Raw genomic sequence first — 17,800 nt, forward strand, 5'->3', positions numbered from 1 at the left:
TCCCGCCGGTCAACGGACGCCGGACGCCTGGTTCTTCAGCGACGCCAGCGCCGCGCGGATCTCCGGCGCGGGCGTGCCGGCCGGCGGCTGGATGTGGACCTGGTCGACCAGCCCGCCGAACCGGCGGGAGACCTCCGCCGTCACCTCCGCGAGGGAGCCGCTGACGCAGAACGTGTCGAGCACCTCGTCGTCGACGAGGTCGGCCATCCGGTCCCAGCGGTCCTCGTCGGGGGTGACCGACAGGGCGTGCAGCCGCTCGTGCAGCTCCTGCCAGCCGTGCAGGTCCAGCACGCCGCGGTAGGCCGGTGTGGAGCCGTAGAAGGCGACCCGCCCGCGCAGCATCCGCCGCTGCGCGTCGACGTCGTCGCCGGGGGCGTGGACGTGCACGAACCCCGGGCAGTGGACGGTCACCTCCGAGCGGTCGCGGCCGGCCCGCGCCAGGCCCTCCTCCAGGGCCGGGAGGGTCACCTCGCGGAAGTAGCGCTCGGTGCTGAAGCCGTGCGGGATCAGCCCGTCGGCCACCTCTCCGGCCAGCCGGGTCATGAGCGGCCCGACCGCGGCGAGGTGGATCGGCGGGTTGCCGTGACCGTGCGGCGCCGGGCGGAAGGTCGCCGTCATCAGCGTGTGCCGGTAGTGCTCCCCTTCGTGCCGGACCGGGCGGCCGGTGTTCCAGTCGTCCCAGATCGCGCGCAGGGCGGTGATGTACTCGCGCATCCGCGCCGCCGGCCGGCCCCACGGCATGCCGAACCGGCGGGTGATGTGGGGCTTGGTCTGGGTGCCGAGCCCGAGGACGAACCTGCCTCCGGACAGCGCCTGCAGGTCGTTGGCGACGTACGCCATCGTCATCGGCGTGCGGGCGAAGGCGACCGCGATCGTGGTCGCCAGCCGCACCCGGCTGGTGTCACGGGCGGCCAGCGCCAGCGGCAGGAACGGGTCGTGGTCGACCTCGGCGCTGGCCACGACGTCGTAGCCGGCCTCCTCGGCCCACGCGGCGCAGGCGGCGACGTCGGCGATGCCGGCCTCGAAGGCGTGCACGCCGGTCTTCACGGCTTCTCCCCCTCACCCGCGTAGTGGTCGCGGAGCTTGCGGCGCTGCAGCTTGCCGGTCTCCGTCCGGGGGAAGTCGGCCCGGAACTCGAAACGCCGGGGGATCTTGAACGAGGCCAGGCGCTCGGCGCAGTGGGCGCGCAGCGCGGCGGCGAGCTCGTCACCGGGGACCGCGTCCTCGGCCGGCTGGACGACGGCCAGCACGTTCTGGCCCCAGTCCGGGTCGGGGACTCCGATGACGGCGACGTCGGCGACGGCGGGATGCGTGATCAGGGCCTGCTCGATCTCCGCCGGGTAGATGTTGACGCCGCCGGAGATGATGAGGTCGGTGCGCCGGTCGAGCAGGAACACGTAGCCGTCCTCGTCGAAGTAGCCGTAGTCGCCGACGGTGGCCAGCCCTCCCTTCCGGCTTGCGGCGGTCTTGGCCGGGTCGTTGTTGTACTCGAAGAGCGCCTCGCGGCCGGGGATGCCGAAGTAGATCGTGCCCGCCGTCCCGGCCGGCACCTCCTCGCCGTCCTCGCCGAGGATCTTGACGATGGTGTTCGGCGTCGGGCGTCCCACGGTGCCGGGCTTGCGCAGCCACTCCCGCGGGCTCACCAGGGAGACGCCGCCCTCGGTCGAGGCGAGGTACTCCCACACCACCGGCCCCAGCCAGTCGAGCATCCGCTGCTTGATCGGCACCGGGCACGGCGCGCCCGCGTGGATCACCGCTTCCAGGCTGGACAGGTCGTACCTGGCCCGGACCTCCTCCGGCAGGCGCAGCATCCGGTTGAAGTGGGTGGGGACCATGTGCACGCTGGTCACCCGGTGCCGCTCGATCGCCTCCAGCACGCCCTCGGCGTCGAACTTGCCCTGGATCACCACGGTGTGCCCGAGCTGGAGGAACGCGTAGGCGTGCCCGGTCGGGGCGGCGTGGTAGATCGGCGAGCACACCAGGTGCACGCCCTTGTCCAGGGTGACCTCGTAGCGGGCGGCGAGTCCCCCGTACAGGGCGCTGATGACCGGCTCCGGCTCGGAGTCGGGGTAGAGGAGCGACCGCACGCCCTTGGGGTTGCCGGTGGTGCCGGAGGTGTAGCCCATGGTGCCGCCGAACCGGCGGTCCGGCGGCGCGTCGGACGGCTCGCCCTCGCCCAGCTCGGGGTACGGGCGCCAGCCGGCCGCCTGCCCGCCGATCACGAACCGGTGCTCGGGCAGCGACTCCTCCGGCAGCGTACGGGCCTGCTCGACGTCGGCGACGACGACCCTGGCTCCGGAGTCCTTGATGATGTAGAGCATCTCCGCAGGGGTCAGCCGCCAGTTGACCGGGACGAGGAACATGCCGACCTGCCCGGTGGCCAGCATCAGCTCCAGATACTCGTGGCCGTTGTGCACCGCCACCGCCACGCTGTCACCGGCCGACAGGCCGTGGGAGCGCAGCGCGCGCGAGACGCGGTTGACCCGCGCCAGCAGGTCGCCACAGGTGATCGTCGATCCGTCGGGGTCGATGATGGCGGGTCGGCCGGGGTCGGCGGCGGCGATCTCGTAGAAGCCGGTGGGTGCCGTGGTCGAGTGAGTGGCAGAGGACATGGTGCGTCTCTCTCCTGTCGGCGTGACGTAGCTAGACGATCCCCCCGTGGCCCCGTGCCCCGTGTCGTGGCGGCCGGGCGGGATCGCGGCCCGCCCGGCCGGTGCGTCCCGGTGAGCGGCTGCCCGGCCGCTTCACCTGGACGCGGCCCTCACTTGGGAAGCTGCCCCATGAAGATCGACGGGTGCAGGCCGTCCGCCTTGGGCCGGAACGACGTGGTGAGCTTGGCGGCGAGGTCCTGCAGGTCCCACGGCCCGTCGGAGCTGATGGTCTCGACGACCTCGGGGTTGTTCCACAGCCGGACCTCGTGGCCGGCCGCGCCGATGGTGCGGCCCGACAGCCAGTCGGACTCGGTGCCGGCGAGGTAGGTGACGATCGGCGCGATGTTGTCCGGCGACATGAGCTGCTCCTCGCCGGGGTCCTCGCCGAGCTTCTTGTCGTCGGGGACCGTGGCGGTCAGGCGGGTGGCCGCGCCGGGGGCGATCGCGTTCGCCGTCACGCCGTACCGGGCCAGGCCGTTGGCGAGGGAGGCGGTCAGGCCGATGATGCCCATCTTCGCGGCGGCGTAGTTGGGCTGGCCCGGGGAGCCCTGGAGGGCGGAGTCGGAGGTGAAGTTGATGATGCGGTAGTGCCCGTCCGGGTTGCGCTGCTGGCGCCAGTAGGCGGCGGCGGGCTTGATCGTGCTGAAGTGGCCGCGCAGGTGGACCCGGATGACCTCGTCCCAGTCCTCCTCGGGCAGGTTGAAGATCATTTTGTCGCGGAGGATGCCGGCGACGTTGACGACGACGTCGAGGCGCCCGTAGGACTCGACGGCCATCTCGACGAGACGCCGGCCGGTCGCGGTGTCGCCGATGTCGCCGCCGTCGGAGACCGCCTCGCCGCCGAGGTCGGTGACCTCCTTGGCGATGTCCTGCGCGGGCCCGGCGTCGCCGCCGCTGCCGTCCGGGCCGGCGCCGAGGTCGTTGAGCACGAGCCGCGCGCCCTGCTGGGCGAACGCGCGGCTGATGGAGGCTCCGATGCCGCGGCCGGCACCGGTGATGATGGCGACTCTGCCGTCAAGAGATCCCATGGGACGCCCTTCCGATGTGGAGGAGTTGGAGGTGTTCGCGCGGCAGGGCCGCGCCTGTCAGAAGCCGGTCAGCGGATGACCGCGGTTCCGTGGTCGATCACTACGGCCCCGGTCTCGTCGGTCGTCCGGAACCGGACGTCGGCGCCGTCGGCCCAGATCGACACCGTGATCGTCTGCCCGGGGAGTATCGGCTTGGTGAAACGGCCGGACATGGCGCGGAAGCGCCCGGGGTCGGATCCGGCGGCGGCGTGCAGCAGCGCGCGGCCGGTGAAGCCGTAGGTGCACATGCCGTGCAGGATCGGCCTCGGGAAGCCGCCCCTGCCGCTGAAGGACGGGTCGGTGTGCAGCGGGTTCCGGTCGCCGGTCAGCCGGTAGAGGAGCGCCTGATCGGGCCGGGTCGCGTAGGTCACGACGTGGTCGGGGGCGCCGGTCGGCAGCTCCCACGACGTGCCCGGCCCCCGCTCGCCGCCGAAGCCGCCGTACCCGCGGAAGAAGAGCGAGGTACGGATCCTGGCGAGCGGTTGGCCGGCGGAGTCGCGGGCGAGCGTCTCACTGGCGACGATGGCGCCGGATCCCTTGTCGTAGACGCCGACGATCTCGCCCGTCGCCTCGACCTCGCCCGCGGCCGGGACCGTGCCCAGCAGCTCGAAGGCCTGCTCGGCGTGGAGCATCCTGGTGAGGTCGAGATCGTCAGGCAGGGACATGCCGCCGCCCATCGCCACGTTGCAGAAGGTCGGCAGGACCCGCTGCGGCTTGCCCTCGGTGTTCTCGGTGGTGAACTCCAGCTCGGTCAGCGGGTCCTCCTGGCCGGCGCCGACAGCGATCGCGTAGAGCAGCGCGTCGGCGGACGTCCAGGACCTCGTGAGGGGCTCGCTCTTGCGGCCGACCAGAGATGCGTCGATTGGCATGATCCTCATTCCCCGCGAACGCTCGGCGGACATGACCACGGGATCCGTCCAGGTCCCACAACTGACGACAAGTAGAACACGTTACGGCAAACAGAACAAGAGTCCGTACCCCCTTGACAAGGGCCGCTCCGGCTTCAACCCTGCTATAAGCAGAACATGTTGTCTTTAACTCGGCCGGGCTCGGCCCGCCGACCGTCGTCCCGCGCCGTCGAAAGGAACCGCCATGCCCGGCCCGGCCCCCGCGCCCATCCCGGAGACGCTCCCGTTCTGGGAGGGCGCCGCGGACAAGGAGCTGCGCGTCCAGCGCTGCACCCCCTGCTCGCGGCACTACTTCTACCCTCGCCCGTTCTGTCCCCGGTGCGGCTCGGAGGAGGTGGAGTGGACGACGGTCAGCGGCGACGCGCGGCTGGTGTCGTACATCATCAACTACCGGCCGTTCCCGCCCTTCGACCCCGCGACGCCGGTCGTCGTGGCGCTGGTGGAGCTGGCCGAGGGGCCGCGCATGATGACGAACATCGTCGGCGTCGCGCCCGAGCCCGAGAACCTGGAGCTGGACATGCCGCTGAAGGCCGAATTCATCGAGTACGAGGACTACACGCTCCCGGTGTTCGCCCCGGCGGTGGCCCGATGACGTCGATGCACCGCGGCGGCATCGCCGTCGTCGGCGCCGCGGAGACCACCGGCATCGGCGTCCGCCCCGAGATGTCCGTCCTCGGCCTGCACGCGGAGGCGGCCAGGAACGCCCTCGCCGACGCGGGGCTCACCGCCGCCGACGTGGACGGCGTGGCCACCGCCGGGCCGCTGGCCATGGAGGTCTCCCACCACCTCGGCATCGAGCCGCGCTGGCTCGACGGGACCCTCGTCGGCGGCTGCAGCTTCATGCTGCACGTCCGCCACGCCGCGGCCGCCATCGCGGCGGGCGCCGCCGACGTCGTGCTCGTCACGCACGGCGAGTCCGGCCGCTCGCGCGTCGGCGTCGCGCCCTGGGCGCCCGACCCGGCCTCCGCGAGCGGGCAGTTCGAGACCGTGTACGGAGCCCAGGCCCCGTACTCCACCTTCACCCTCCCCGCGCTGCGCTTCCTGCACGAGCGCGGCATGACCCGCGAGCACCTGGCCCAGGTCGTGGTGGCGCAGAGGTCGTGGGCGCTGAACAACCCGCGCGCCTTCCGGCGCAAGCCCGTCACCGTCGAGGAGGTCCTGGCCGGGCCGCCGATCGCGTACCCGTTCACCAGGGACATGTGCTGCGTGGTGACCGACGGCGGCGGCGCGCTCGTGCTCACCTCGGCCGAGCGGGCGAAGGACCTGCCGAGCGGCGACCGGGCGGTGTACCTCCTCGGCTCGGGAGAGGCGGCCGAGGGCCCCCTGGTGTCGCAGATGGCCGACCCCGGATCGTTCGCGGCCTTCCGCAAGGCGGGCGCGGAGGCGTTCAGGACCGCGGGCATCACGCACGCCGACGTGGACCATCTCATGGCCTACGACGCCTTCGCGCACGTCCCGCTCTACATGCTGGAGGACCTCGGGTTCGTCGGCCGGGGCGAGTCGGGCGACTTCGTCGCGGAGGGCAACACGGTCAAGGGCGGCTCGCTGCCGATGAACACCAACGGCGGCGGCCTGTCCTACACCCACACCGGCATGTACGGCATGTTCGCCATCCAGGAGGCGGTGCGCCAGCTCCGGGGCGAGGCCGTGGAGCAGGTCCAGGACGTCGACGTCAGCTTCGTGCAGGGCGTCGGGATGTTCTTCGCCGCGGCCGGCAGCCTCGTGCTCTCCCGCCACCGCGGCTGAGCCCGGCGGGGCGGCGCCGGGGAAGGCGCCGCCCCACTTGATAACCTGTACTCTTTGTTTCCGGCTTTCAGCCGTCGACGCCGTACCACGCGGGGTGGCCGTCGCGTTCTCCACCGGCCGGAAAGGGGGCTCTTCGTGGGCCGTGTCAGCAGGAAGGGCCGGACGCCCGAGGCCCGGGCCTTCAGAGCGGAACGCGTTTTGGATGCCGGGATGGCCCTGGCCACCAGAGGCGGCTACGAAGCGGTCCAGATGCGCGAGGTCGCCCGCATCGCGGACGTCGCCCTGTCGACCCTCTACCGCTACTACCCGTCGAAGGACGCGCTGATCAGCGCCGCCATCATGGTGCAGCTCGAAGAGCTGCGGCAGGACATCATCCGGCGCCCGCCACGGCAGCGCACCCCCGAGGGACGGGCCGCTGAGGTGCTCAACCGCGCCTTCCGGGCCATGCAGTACAACCGGGGCTGGGCACACGCCGCGCTCAGCGCCTACCACATCCCCAAGCCGCTGGGGCAGCAGCCGGAGGACGCCTCGCCGCTGGTGGAGAAGTCAGACCCGACCGCGCTCACCGACCTCCTCGCGCTCGCGGCCTGGGGCCCGTCACACCGCACCACGACGGCCGAGTACCGCGTGCTGCACATGCTGGAGTCGCTCTGGAACAGCAGCGTCATCGGCTGGCTCAACGACCAGATGACCCCCGAGTACGTCGAGGAACGGCTGAAGTTCGCCGCCAAGCGCCTGCTCGCCCCGGAGCCCGAGGCGGGCAGGTGATCCGCGTCAGCGCGCGCCCTGGCCGTCGTCGACCTTGACCACCGTCCCGGTGACGAACTCGGAGTGCGGCGAGACCAGGTAGAGCAGCGTGCTGTCGAGCTGCCGCGGGTCGCCCATGCGGGCCCGGGGGAAGTAGCCCGTCGGGTCGGCGCCGGTCCGCTCCACCATGCCGTCCATCATCTCCGAGGCGAAGGCCCCCGGCGCGATGGCGTTGACGTTGATGTGGAACCTGGCCCACTCGACGGCGAGCACCTCCGTCATCCTGGACAGGGCGGCCTTGGTCACCGAGTACAGCGCCGCTCCCCCGCCTCTGTACTCGTAGGCGCCCATGGAGGAGATGTTCACCACCCGGCCGCCGGTGCCCGCCTTGATCAGCCGGCGCGCGAAGTCGCAGGACAGGAGCCAGGGCGCGCGCAGGTTCGTGCCCAGCACGCGGTCGACGAGCTCCACGGGCATCTTCGTGGCGTACTGGGCGTCGGGGACGCCGGCGTTGTTGACCAGGATGGTGGCGGTGCCGAACCGCTCCTCGGCCGCGTCGAGCAGGCCGCCGAGCTGGGCGTCGTCGGTGAGGTCGGCGCCGAGCGGCAGGCAGGAGCCGCCGGCCGCCTCGATCTCGTCGGCGAGGTCCTTGAGCCGGTCGGCCCGCCGCGCCACCGCGACCACGTGGGCCCCGTGCTCCGCCAGGGTGACGGCGAACCGCCGCCCGAGGCCCGAGGAGCAGCCGGTCACGACGGCGGTCTGGCCCGTGAGGTCGACGATCTGAGGGGACATGGCGGTCACCTTCCGTTGCGGGTGGGTCAGTCGAGGACCTGCTCCAGAGTGCCCGACGCGGCGAGTTCCGCCACCTCGGCCCGGCTGAAGCCCAGCAGTGCGGTGAGGACCTTCTCGTTGTCCTCGCCGAGCAGCGGGGCCGCCTTGGTGACGCGGTGCGGCGTCAGCGACATCTCCGCCTGGGCGCCCTCGTAGGGCATCTCGCCCATGACGGGGTGCGGGTGCCGCCGGAAGTAGCGCCGGTGCGCCACCTGCGGGTCGGCCTGGAGCCCCCGGGCGTCGTGCACCGGCCCGGCCGGCACGCCCGGCTGGAGCGCGCCGGCCACCTCGGCGGCGGTGCGGGCGCGCGTCCAGGCGGCGAGCTCCGCTTCGAGCCGGTCCTCCTGCTCCTTGCGCCCGGCCAGGGTGCCGAGGCGGGCATCCGCCGCCCATCCGGGGTCGCCCAGCGCCCGGCGCAGGGCCGCCCACTCGGCGTCGGACGTCACCGCGATGGCGACCCACCGCTCGCGGCCGTCCTCGGGCAGGCATGGGAAGACGCCGTGCGGCGCCGCCTCGCGGCTCCGGTTGCCGTCGCGCGTCGCGACGCGCCCGGTCCGCTGGTAGTCCACCAGCTCCGGCGCCAGGAACATCAGGGCCGTCTCCATCTGCGACAGGTCGATGTACTGTCCCTCGCCGGTCCGGTCGCGGTGCTCCAGCGCGGCGATGACGGCCGCGGCCGCGAACCGCTGGGCGATGAAGTCGGTGTACGCGCCGTACGGGGAGCCCGGGTCGCGGTCGGGCCACCCGGTGAGCTCGCAGAAGCCGCTCATGGCGGCGAGCACCGTGCCGAAGCCGGCGAAGTGGCGGCGCGGGCCGGTCTGGCCGATCATGGACGTCGAGATCATGATCAGCGCGGGGTTGACCTGCCGCAGCCGGTCGTAGCCGAGCCCGAGCCGGTCCATCACGCCGGGCGTGAACGCCTCGATGACGACGTCGGCCCAGGCCGTCAGCCGGTTCGCGACCCGCTTGCCGCCTTCGGTGGACAGGTTCACCCCCAGCCCCAGCTTGGAGGCGTTGTAGTCGGCGAAGAACTGCGAGCGGTTGACGCCCGGCACGCCGTCCTTGAACGGCGGCGCCATCCGCAGCACGTCCACCGACCGGAGGCTTTCCGTGCGCACCACCGTGGCACCGTACTCCGCCAGGTATCTCGCCGTCAGCGGGCCGACGCCCACCCACGACGCGTCCCACACCTTGACGCCGCCGAGCGGCCCGGTCATCAGATCACCCCTTCGTCGCGGTGACGGCGCAGCTCCAGGGCGGAGAGCCCGGCCTCGTCCCGCCACACCGTCTCGTTGTCGGCCCCGGCCTCGGCGACCTGCCCGCCGCCCGCCAGCGGGGTCGCGGACAGGCGGGCCCACGTGCCGGGCACGCGCAGGGTCTCGCCGCCCGCGCGGACCGTGCGGAAGTAGTCGCGCCCGGCCAGCTGCTCGTCCTCCATCAGGTCGGCCACCGTGTTGACGGGAGCCACCATGAGCCGGCGCTCCAGCGCCTTGCGGGTCAGCGTCGCCTTGGTCTCGGTGCGGAAGTACGCCGCCAGCGCGCCGGCCAGCAGCTCGGGGAACCCGGGATCGCCGTCGGCCGGAGCCTCCAGCCCGGGGGTGAGGTGCCCCTCGTCGCGCAGCCAGGCGAGATACCCCTCCGGTCCTGGCCCGAAGGGGACGGTCGCCAGGACGTGCCCGTCGCGGCAGGCGTACAGCTGGCGGTAGGGCAGGCCGGAGACCGGCTCCCCGAAGGAGGCCCGGTCCACGACCGAGCCGTCCGTGTACGGGCCGGGCACCGCGTTCATGAGCGAGCGGATCGTCGCCAGCTGCGCCGACACGTCGACGTGCTGGCCCCGCCCGGTGAGCCTGGCGTGCCGGACCGCCACGAGCGTGTGCACCACGGCCTCGGCCGCGGCGTGCAGGAAGTACTGGTCGGAGCTGATGCGGACCGGCGGGCGGTCAGGGTCGCCGCTGAGCCACACCGCGCCGCCGGTGGCCGCGACGACGAGGTCGCCGGCCGCGTGGCGGGCGTACGGGCCGGTCTGGCCGAAGGGGGTGACGCCGGCCAGCACGACGCGCGGGTTCACCGCCGCGAGCGCGTCGTGGCCGAGGCCCAGCTCCTGGAGCGTTCCCGGCGCGTACGACTCGACCACGACGTCGGCGGCGGCCACCAGCCGCAGGAACAGGTCGCGGCCACGGCACAGGTCCAGGGTCACCGAGCGCTTCCCCCGGTTGAAGGCGAGCCACGCGGGACCGGACCGGGCGGGATGCCCGCCGGGCGGCTCCACCAGCGTCACCTCGGCTCCGAGATCGGCCAGCACGCGCCCGCTCAGCCAGGCGCGCTCGGTGGTCAGGTCGAGCACCCGCAGCCCCGCGAGCGCGCCAGGCGGGTTCGCGCCGTGGCGGGAGCCGGGCGGGCGCGGACCGTCATGGGTGCCGGGCGGGCTCGCACCGTCGCGGGCGGCGGACGGGCGCCGACCGCCACGGGTGCAGGGCTCGTGCGCGGCGTCGGGGGCGGTCATCGCCGCACCCCGGAGGCCAGGGCCAGCATCGCCTCGGCCGCTTCCCCGTACTCGCGGGCGAGCCGGTCCACCAGCTCGGCGACGGACGGCACGTCGCGGACGCCCGAGACGGAGTGGCCGGCGCTCCAGATGTCGCGCCACCGTTTCGGGGCTCCGCCTTCGCGGCCTTCCAGCGCCGTCATGGAGAAGCGTTTCGGCCCGATGCCGAACTCGGCGGGGTCGAGCCCCTGGGCCGGCAGGGACCGGCGCAGCAGGTTGGTCTCCAGGCCGGACAGGGCGTTGGTCAGGTGGATGTCGTCGAGCTCGCTCTCGACGATGAGGTCCTTGTAGCGCGCCTCGGCGCGGGCCTCCCGCGTGGCGATGAAGCGGGTGCCCATATAGCCGAGGTCGCAGCCCAGCGCCTGCGCGGCGAGCAGGGCCGCGCCGTCCGCCTGCCCGCCGGACAGCGCGATGATGCCGTCGAACCTCTCCCGTACGGCGCGTACGAAGGCGAACGGGTTGGCGTTGCCGGTCTGGCCGCCCGCTCCCGCCGTGAGCAGGATCAGCCCGTCGGCGCCCGCGTCGGCGGCCCGCTGGGCGTGGTGGACCGTGGCCACGTCGCACCAGACCTGGATGCCGGCGTCGCGCAGCGCGGGGGCGACGGCGGCGGGTGAACCGACGGAGGTGATCACCGCGGCGGGGCGGTGGCGGATGATGACCTCCAGGTCCTGCCGCAGCCTGGGGTTCGAGCGGTGCACGATGAGGTTGGGGACGCAGGGGGCGGCGTCCGGCGTCTCGGCGCACTCTTCCCCGATGCGGCGCAGCCACTCGTCGAGCCGGCCCTCCTCACGGCAGTTCGCCGTCGGGAAGCTCCCGAAGACGCCCGCCCGGCAGGCGGCGATCACCAGTTCGGGACCGGAGACGAGCAGCATCGGGGCGGCGACGAGCGGCAGCCGCGCGCGGCGGAGTATCGCCCGTGGGTCCGTGTCGGCGGGGGCCTGCGGGTCAGCGGTCATGGTTCACCCCAGGTGGGAGGCGTGGGAAGGCGGGCGCCGTGCGGGCGCCCGCCCGTGGCCGCGTGTCAGACGCCGAGCTTGTCGGCGAGCCGGTCCTGCTGGTAGTCGGCGTCGCCGGCGAGCACGTTGCCGGCGATCGCGTTCTTGTAGAAGAAGTGGGCGTCGTGTTCCCAGGTGAAGCCGATGCCGCCGTGCAGGAGCATGGTCTCCTTGGCCGAGGTGAGGTAACCGGGAGAGGAGAGCGTCCGCGCGGCCGCGGCCGCCGTGCCGAGCTTCGCCGGCTCCTCGTCGGCCGCCCGCGTCGCCTCCCGCAGCGCCGCGTCGGCGAGCGCCCACAGGTTGTACATGTCGGCCAGCTTGTGCTTGACGCCCTGGTAGGCGCCGATGGGCTGGCCGAACGCGTAGCGGACCTTGGCGTACTCGGTGGTCATGGTGAGGCACGCGAGCATGGCTCCGCACTGCTCCGAGGCGATCGCCAGGTTCGCGAGGTCGGCCACGCGGTCGAGCGCGGCGACGGCGTCGCCCGCGACGAGCCGGGCCGGGGCGCCGTCGAGCGTCACGGTGGCCGAGCTGCGGGTCGGGTCCACGACCTCGTCCTTGGTCACGGTGAGGCCGCCGGCCGAGCGCTCGACGAGGTACAGGCCCACGCCCTGCGGGCCGCGGGCCTGCACGAGCAGGACGCCGGCCTCCGCGCCGTTCAGCACCGCCACCTTGGCGCCGGACAGGGTGACCGCGTCGCCGGAGCCGGTCGCCGTGGTCTCCGGCTCCGCGGGGATCCACCGGCGGTTCCCCGGCTCGCTGACGGCGAGCGCGCCGACGAGGGCGCCCTCGGCGATCCGCGGCAGCACCTCCCGTTTGGCCTCCTCGTCGTCCAGGGCGAGCAGGGCGCCGGCCGTCAGCACACAGGCCAGCAGCGGCGAGGGCACCAGCCCCGCGCCCAGCTCGCGCAGCGCCGCCGACAGGTCGGCCTGGGTGGCGCCGGCGCCGCCGTACTCCTCCGGGATGGTCAGACCGGCCAGGCCGAGGTCCCCGGCCAGCCGCGACCACACCTCCTGGTCGTAGGCCTGGTCGCCGCCGATGACCTCGCGGACCTTCGGCAGGGGCGTGCGCTGCGCGACGAAGCGCCTGACCGTCTCGGCGAGGCTCTTCTGGTCGTCGGTGAAGATGAGTGACACGTGAGCTCCTGAGGTGATGGCCCGGTCAGCGGGACAGCTTCAGCTGGTTGAAGGGCGTGTTCCGGTCGACGCCGGGATCCTTCGCCAGCCCGAGCACGCGCTCGCCGACGATGTTGCGCTGGATCTCGTTGGTGCCGCCCGCCACGGCGCCGCCGGGGGCGGCCACGATGGCCGAGACCACCCGCTCCAGGTCGGCGCCGCCGAGCGCGATGTCGCTGCCGATGATGTCCTGCGCCAGGTCGGCCGCCCAGAGGGCCAGCTCGGCGCCGGCGAGCTTCGCGGCGGACCCGCGGGCGCCGATCTCGACGCCGGCGGTGGTCTCCTCGTGCAGCACCCGCCCGTACGCGCCGAGCGCGGACTCCCGGGCGTACAGGACGGCGAGCCTGCGCCGGACGGCGGTGTCGGCCTCCAGGCCGCGAGCGCGGGCCAGCTCGACGAGCGAGTCGAAGCCCAGCGGGTTGGAGCGGGCGCGGCCCCCGGCGCCGATGGTGACGCGCTCGTTGCGGAGCATCACCACCGCGGCGCCCCAGCCCTCGCCGACCTCGCCGACGACCGCGTCCGCCGGCACCTCGACGTCGTCGAAGAACACCTCGTTGAACGGGGCGTGCCCGGTGGCCACGACGAGGGGCCGCACGGTGACGCCCGGGTGGTGCATGTCGACGATGAACATGGTGATGCCGCGGTGCTTGGCCACCGTCGGGTCGGTGCGGGCGATGATGGTGCCGAAGTCGCTGTACTGGGCGCCCGAGGTCCACACCTTCTGGCCGTTGATGAGCCAGCCGGTCTCGGTCCGCGTGGCCGTGGTCTGCAGGCTGGCGACGTCCGAGCCCGCGCCGGGCTCCGAGAAGAGCTGGCACCAGATCTCGTCGCCGCGCAGCAGCGGGGGCAGGTAGCGCTTCCTCTGCTCCTCCGTGCCGAGCTCCAGGATCGTCGGGCCGGGCATGCCGAGGCCGATGGTGAACGGCCCGGTGGGCAGGTCGAAGTCGGCCGCCTCCTCGTTGAAGGCGATCAGCTCCGCGGCGCCGAGGCCCTGCCCGCCGTACTCCTTCGGCCAGGTGATGCCGGCGAACCCGGCCTCCCACAGGGCCTTCTGGAACCGCTTCGACTCCTGGAGCGGGACGGCGCTCCCCTCCAGGTCGTATCCGGCCGCCTCGTCGAAGGGTTTGGCGTGCTGCTCCAGCCAGGCTCGCGCCCTGGCACGGAACTCATCGATCGACGTCATCCGCGTTCCTCTCGGAGATGGAGACGGCCGGACTGCCGGGCACATCACGACCGTTTGGTAACACGTTCTGTTTAGCGAAGGCTCACCCGTCCGGCGGCATCTGTCAAGAGTGCCGCCGAGATTCTGTTGGCAGCGGAGATATTGACAAGCCGTACTCGGCTGGTCACGCTACCTCCAACGGTAACGGGTTCTCTTTGCCAGGACGCCGGTCGGCGCTTGCGGTGGAGACGCGCCTCTCCGAGGAAGTGAGCACACATGAACCTTGCCCAAGCCGCCCATGCCCGCCCGCCCGGCGATCCCGGCGGCGCGAACGTTCTCCGCCTGGCGGACGTGACGGTGCGATTCGGCGGGATCACGGCGGTCGACGCGGTCACCCTGGACGTTCCCGGCGGCCAGGTGGTCGGCCTCATCGGCCCCAACGGCGCCGGCAAGACGACACTCCTGGACTCGGTCTCGGGGCTGCGCACCCCCACCGAAGGGCGCATCGTCCTCGACGGCGCGGACGTCACCGCCAGGACGGCCTCCTGGCTCTCCCGGCACGGCATCCGCCGGACCTTCCAGCGGCATCAGGCGTTCGGCTGGCTGACCGTCCGGCAGAACGTGCTCGTACCGCTGGAATGGCGCACCCGAGGGCGCGGGCTGCTGGGCGACCTGCTGGGCCTGCCGCACCGCAGGCGCGAGACCGAGGCCCTGCTCCAGCGGGTGGACGAGGTCGTCGAGCTGTGCGGGCTCTCCGACGTGCGCGACGTGAGCGCGGCGACGCTGCCGATCGGCCGGCTGCGGCTGCTGGAGTTCGCCAGGGCCATCGTGGACTCGCCCAGGCTGCTGCTGCTCGACGAGCCGACCTCGGGGCTGGGGCAGCGGGAGACCGAGCTGCTCCGCGAGGTCCTCCTCGGGCTGGTGCGGCGGCACGAGCTGACGGTGATCCTCGTGGAGCACGACGTCGACTTCGTGATGGGCCTGGCCGACCGCGTCGTCTGCCTGGTCCAGGGGGCGGTGCTGGCCGACGGCACGCCCGCCGGGATCCGCAGGAACCCTGAGGTCATCGCGGCCTACCTCGGCAACTGACGCTTCAGGCACGTGAGGAGTATCTGTGCAGTTCTTCAGCATCGCGATCAGCGGCGCGGTGTCGGGAGCGATCTACGCCCTGCTCGCGATCGGGCTCGTCCTGTCGCACTCGACGTCCCGCATCTTCAACTTCGGCCACGCGGCCACCGCCTTCGCCTCCGCCTACCTCTACCACCAGCTGCACGTCGCCCTGGGCTGGAACAAGTGGCTGACGCTGCTGTTCGTGGTGGTGCTGTTCGCCCCGCTCATGGGCTGGGCCTGGGACCGCCTGGTGTTCTCCCGGCTGACCGACGCCGAGGAGTCGACGAAGATCGTCGCGGGCGTCGGCGTCCTCATCGTCGTGCCGGCCTTCGTGCTGCTGGTCTGCGGTGCGCTGCGTGACCTGTTCGGGATCCCGTTCCAGGACGTGGCCGAGGTGTACCAGGTGCCCGGCGTGCTGCCCCCCGCCCAGCACGTGCTGGCCGAGGGGCTGGTCCTGAGCAACGACCAGCTCGTCGCCCTGGCCGCCAGCATCCTGCTCTTCCTCGCGATGTGGGCCTTCCTCCGCTTCACCTCCCTCGGCCTGCACATGCGGACCGCGGTGGACAGCCCGGTGCTGGCGCGGCTGCGCGGCATCGACACCGGCCGGGTCTCGACCCTCTCGTGGGTGATCAGCTTCTTCGTGGCCGCCATCGCGGGCGTGCTCGCCGCCCCGTTCCCCGGCCCGTTCGGGCTGGTCAACGACAACTACACGCTGGCCCTGTTCGTCGCCACGACGGCCGCCGTGGTGGCGGGACTGCGCTCGGTCCCGCTGGCCTTCCTCGCCGGCCTGCTCATCGGCGCCCTGCGGAACGTGGTCGTGGCGTACGTCAACGAGGACTACCTGGGCGCCGTCGGCGCCTGGGCGGCCAAGGTCTACGGCCTGACCGCCTCGGTGCCGTACGCCGTGCTGTTCATCGCGCTGATCTTCCTCGGGTACGACCGCAAGCGGCGCAAGGCGGGCACCAGCGCGTCGGCGGCCAAGCCGACCCCGGACTACCGCGACGACCTCACGCCGTTCAAGAAGGCCCTGCCGTGGATCATCAAGTCGGCGATCATCCTGGTGCCGGCCCTGACCTTCGCCAACGGCATCTGGCGGCAGCTGATCATCTACGGGCTCGCGCTGGGCATCATCCTGCTGTCGTTCACCATCGTCACCGGGCTCGGCGGCATGGTGAGCCTGGCCCAGGGGGCGTTCGCCACCGCGGCGGGTCTCACCGTCGGCCTGCTGCTGGCCAACGGCTGGCACTACGTGCCGGCCGCCGTGGTCGGCGTCCTGGTGGCGGCCGCGCTCGGCGCGCTGACCGCGCTGCCTGCGCTGCGATTGTCCGGGCTCAGTCTCACCTTCGCCACGCTGGCTCTGGCGCTGCTCGCCACCAACGTGCTGTTCAAGATGGAGTGGTTCTCCAACGGCACGGCCGGCTGGTCGATCCCGAGGCCGCGGTTCGGGCCGATCGACCTCGGCGACGACCGGGTGCTGCTGGTCGTCTGCTTCCTCACCGTGCTGCTGATGGTCTGGATCGCCGGCAACCTCACCGACTCCGCGGCGGGACGCGCGATGATCGCGGTGCGTACGGCCGAGCCGGCCGCGTCGGCGTCGGCCGTCTCCCCGCCGGTCACCAAGCTCCTCATCTTCGTCATCTCCGCCGCGGTCGCGGGGCTGGGCGGCATCCTGGCCGTCACGGTGTACGGCACGATCCTCAACACCGCCAACCCTCCGCAGGCCACGTTCCTGTGGCTGGCGATCGTCGTGATCATCGGGATCCGCCGGCCCGGGGGCGCCATCGAGGCCGGCATCATCAGCGCCGTGCTGCCCTGGATCATGGCCCACGGCTTCACCCTCGGGCCGATCAGCTGGGGCGGCACCAGCAACGACCTCATCCCCCAGGTGCTCTTCGGGCTCGGCGCCATCCAGCTCGCGGCCCAGCCCAACGGCCTCCTCGCCGCACAGTCCAAGGCCGCCCGACACCGCCGCGACCGCAAACGAGCCGAACTCACCGCGACCGCAGCCAGCACGACGGTGGCGGCCGAGGCGGCGGAGGAGCCGCCCCTCACGGTGCGGGAGCCGGACGCCTCACTCGCGACGGCCGCCGGCGATCCTGCCGCCCCCGCGACCGCTGGGGCCGGGACCGGGACCGGGTCTGGGCTGCTGGAGTTGGATGGGGTGCGGGCGGCGTACGGGGAGGTCGAGGTTCTGCATGGGATCGACCTGGCCGTGCGGGAGGGGACGATTCTGGCGCTGCTGGGCGCGAACGGGTCCGGAAAGACCACGCTGTGCTCTGCCATCGCCGGGCTGGTGCCGGCGACCGGCGGGCGGATCGTCTTCGACGGCGAGGACATCACGGCGCTGGGCGCGCTGGAGCGCGTGGAGCGCGGTCTCGTGCTCGTGCCCGAGTCCCGGGGCGTCTTCCCCTCGATCACCGTCGACGAGAACCTGAGCATCTGGCTCCCGTCCAAGGCCGACCGGGCCAAGGTCTACGAGCAGTTCGAATCGCTGGCCCGCCGGGCCGGGCAGCCGGCGGGCAACCTGTCCGGCGGCGAGCAGCAGATGCTCAGCCTGGCCCCCTTCCTCGTGCGCCGGCCGCGCCTGCTCATCAGCGACGAGCCGTCGCTCGGGCTGGCGCAGCTCGTCACGGCGGAGATCATGGCCGCCTTCCAGCGCCTCCAGCGGGAGGGCACCACTGTGGTGCTCGTCGAGGAGAAGGCTCGGGACGTCCTCACCGTCGCCGACCAGGTCGGCGCGCTCCAGACCGGCCACCTCCGCTGGGTGAACGACCGGTCGGAGGTCGACGAGCAGCAGGTCGCCGCCGCCTATCTCGGCATGTCGGCCGTCGTGCACTGACGCCCCCATGGGTGACCGAACCAGAAA

Annotated in this window: 15 protein-coding genes; 5 read left to right on the top strand and 10 right to left on the bottom strand. The window is 72.7% G+C overall.

Annotation, left to right across the window (positions count from 1 at the left end; all coding sequences use genetic code 11):
* Positions 1-9 precede the first annotated feature (9 nt).
* From ACIBF7_RS38175 to ACIBF7_RS38190, 4 genes are all read right to left on the bottom strand, one after another.
* Positions 10-1,047, bottom strand: a complete 1,038-nt coding sequence (locus tag ACIBF7_RS38175; RefSeq protein WP_271277512.1) for a TIGR03617 family F420-dependent LLM class oxidoreductase — start codon at positions 1,045-1,047, stop codon at positions 10-12.
* Complete coding sequence (locus ACIBF7_RS38180) at positions 1,044-2,612, bottom strand: AMP-binding protein (protein ID WP_364234285.1); 1,569 nt, start codon at positions 2,610-2,612, stop codon at positions 1,044-1,046. The genes ACIBF7_RS38175 and ACIBF7_RS38180 overlap by 4 nt, the downstream gene beginning before the upstream one ends.
* 149 nt (positions 2,613-2,761) lie before the next feature.
* On the bottom strand, positions 2,762-3,679 hold the full coding sequence (locus ACIBF7_RS38185; protein WP_219549557.1) for an SDR family NAD(P)-dependent oxidoreductase: 918 nt from the start codon (positions 3,677-3,679) through the stop codon (positions 2,762-2,764).
* Between the two features lie 68 nt (positions 3,680-3,747).
* The gene (locus tag ACIBF7_RS38190; protein ID WP_219549555.1) at positions 3,748-4,587 is read right to left on the bottom strand and encodes a MaoC family dehydratase; all 840 of its coding nucleotides are present in this window, start codon (positions 4,585-4,587) and stop codon (positions 3,748-3,750) included.
* Between the two features lie 223 nt (positions 4,588-4,810).
* Here ACIBF7_RS38190 and ACIBF7_RS38195 point away from each other — a divergent pair, with 223 nt between their 5' ends.
* From ACIBF7_RS38195 to ACIBF7_RS38205, 3 genes are all read left to right on the top strand, one after another.
* Positions 4,811-5,218 (top strand): Zn-ribbon domain-containing OB-fold protein, encoded by a 408-nt coding sequence (locus ACIBF7_RS38195; protein ID WP_364234280.1) that lies wholly within the window; start codon positions 4,811-4,813, stop codon positions 5,216-5,218.
* Positions 5,215-6,372, top strand: coding sequence for a thiolase C-terminal domain-containing protein (locus ACIBF7_RS38200; protein ID WP_364234277.1), 1,158 nt, complete (start codon positions 5,215-5,217; stop codon positions 6,370-6,372). Before ACIBF7_RS38195 ends, ACIBF7_RS38200 begins: the two co-directional genes overlap by 4 nt.
* A gap of 210 nt (positions 6,373-6,582) precedes the next feature.
* The gene (locus ACIBF7_RS38205; protein ID WP_148031111.1) at positions 6,583-7,140 is read left to right on the top strand and encodes a TetR family transcriptional regulator; all 558 of its coding nucleotides are present in this window, start codon (positions 6,583-6,585) and stop codon (positions 7,138-7,140) included.
* 6 nt (positions 7,141-7,146) lie between these two features.
* On the opposite strand, the gene ACIBF7_RS38210 is transcribed toward ACIBF7_RS38205, so the two are convergent.
* The 6 genes from ACIBF7_RS38210 to ACIBF7_RS38235 all read right to left on the bottom strand — a co-directional run bounded on the left by ACIBF7_RS38210 (position 7,147) and on the right by ACIBF7_RS38235 (position 13,845).
* Positions 7,147-7,911, bottom strand: a complete 765-nt coding sequence (locus ACIBF7_RS38210; protein WP_364234273.1) for an SDR family NAD(P)-dependent oxidoreductase — start codon at positions 7,909-7,911, stop codon at positions 7,147-7,149.
* Between the two features lie 26 nt (positions 7,912-7,937).
* Positions 7,938-9,167, bottom strand: coding sequence for a CoA transferase (locus tag ACIBF7_RS38215; RefSeq protein ID WP_364234270.1), 1,230 nt, complete (start codon positions 9,165-9,167; stop codon positions 7,938-7,940).
* Positions 9,167-10,453 carry a CaiB/BaiF CoA transferase family protein gene (locus ACIBF7_RS38220; RefSeq protein WP_397199298.1) on the bottom strand — a complete coding sequence of 429 codons (1,287 nt, stop codon included), beginning with the start codon at positions 10,451-10,453 and terminating at the stop codon, positions 9,167-9,169. Before ACIBF7_RS38220 ends, ACIBF7_RS38215 begins: the two co-directional genes overlap by 1 nt.
* The gene (locus ACIBF7_RS38225) at positions 10,450-11,448 is read right to left on the bottom strand and encodes a nitronate monooxygenase (RefSeq protein WP_364234266.1); all 999 of its coding nucleotides are present in this window, start codon (positions 11,446-11,448) and stop codon (positions 10,450-10,452) included. The genes ACIBF7_RS38220 and ACIBF7_RS38225 overlap by 4 nt, the downstream gene beginning before the upstream one ends.
* Positions 11,449-11,513: 65 nt before the next feature.
* Positions 11,514-12,623, bottom strand: coding sequence for an acyl-CoA dehydrogenase family protein (locus ACIBF7_RS38230; protein WP_219549539.1), 1,110 nt, complete (start codon positions 12,621-12,623; stop codon positions 11,514-11,516).
* A gap of 25 nt (positions 12,624-12,648) precedes the next feature.
* The gene (locus tag ACIBF7_RS38235) at positions 12,649-13,845 is read right to left on the bottom strand and encodes an acyl-CoA dehydrogenase family protein (protein WP_271277523.1); all 1,197 of its coding nucleotides are present in this window, start codon (positions 13,843-13,845) and stop codon (positions 12,649-12,651) included.
* Between the two features lie 255 nt (positions 13,846-14,100).
* Here ACIBF7_RS38235 and ACIBF7_RS38240 point away from each other — a divergent pair, with 255 nt between their 5' ends.
* Together ACIBF7_RS38240 and ACIBF7_RS38245 are read left to right on the top strand one after the other, a co-directional pair.
* Complete coding sequence (locus ACIBF7_RS38240; RefSeq protein WP_271277524.1) at positions 14,101-14,913, top strand: ABC transporter ATP-binding protein; 813 nt, start codon at positions 14,101-14,103, stop codon at positions 14,911-14,913.
* A gap of 25 nt (positions 14,914-14,938) precedes the next feature.
* Positions 14,939-17,773 (top strand): ATP-binding cassette domain-containing protein, encoded by a 2,835-nt coding sequence (locus tag ACIBF7_RS38245; RefSeq protein ID WP_397199299.1) that lies wholly within the window; start codon positions 14,939-14,941, stop codon positions 17,771-17,773.
* Positions 17,774-17,800 lie beyond the last annotated feature (27 nt).

This window comes from Nonomuraea sp. NPDC050478, from assembly GCF_044458265.1.
Taxonomy (GTDB): Bacteria; Actinomycetota; Actinomycetes; order Streptosporangiales; family Streptosporangiaceae; genus Nonomuraea; species Nonomuraea ferruginea.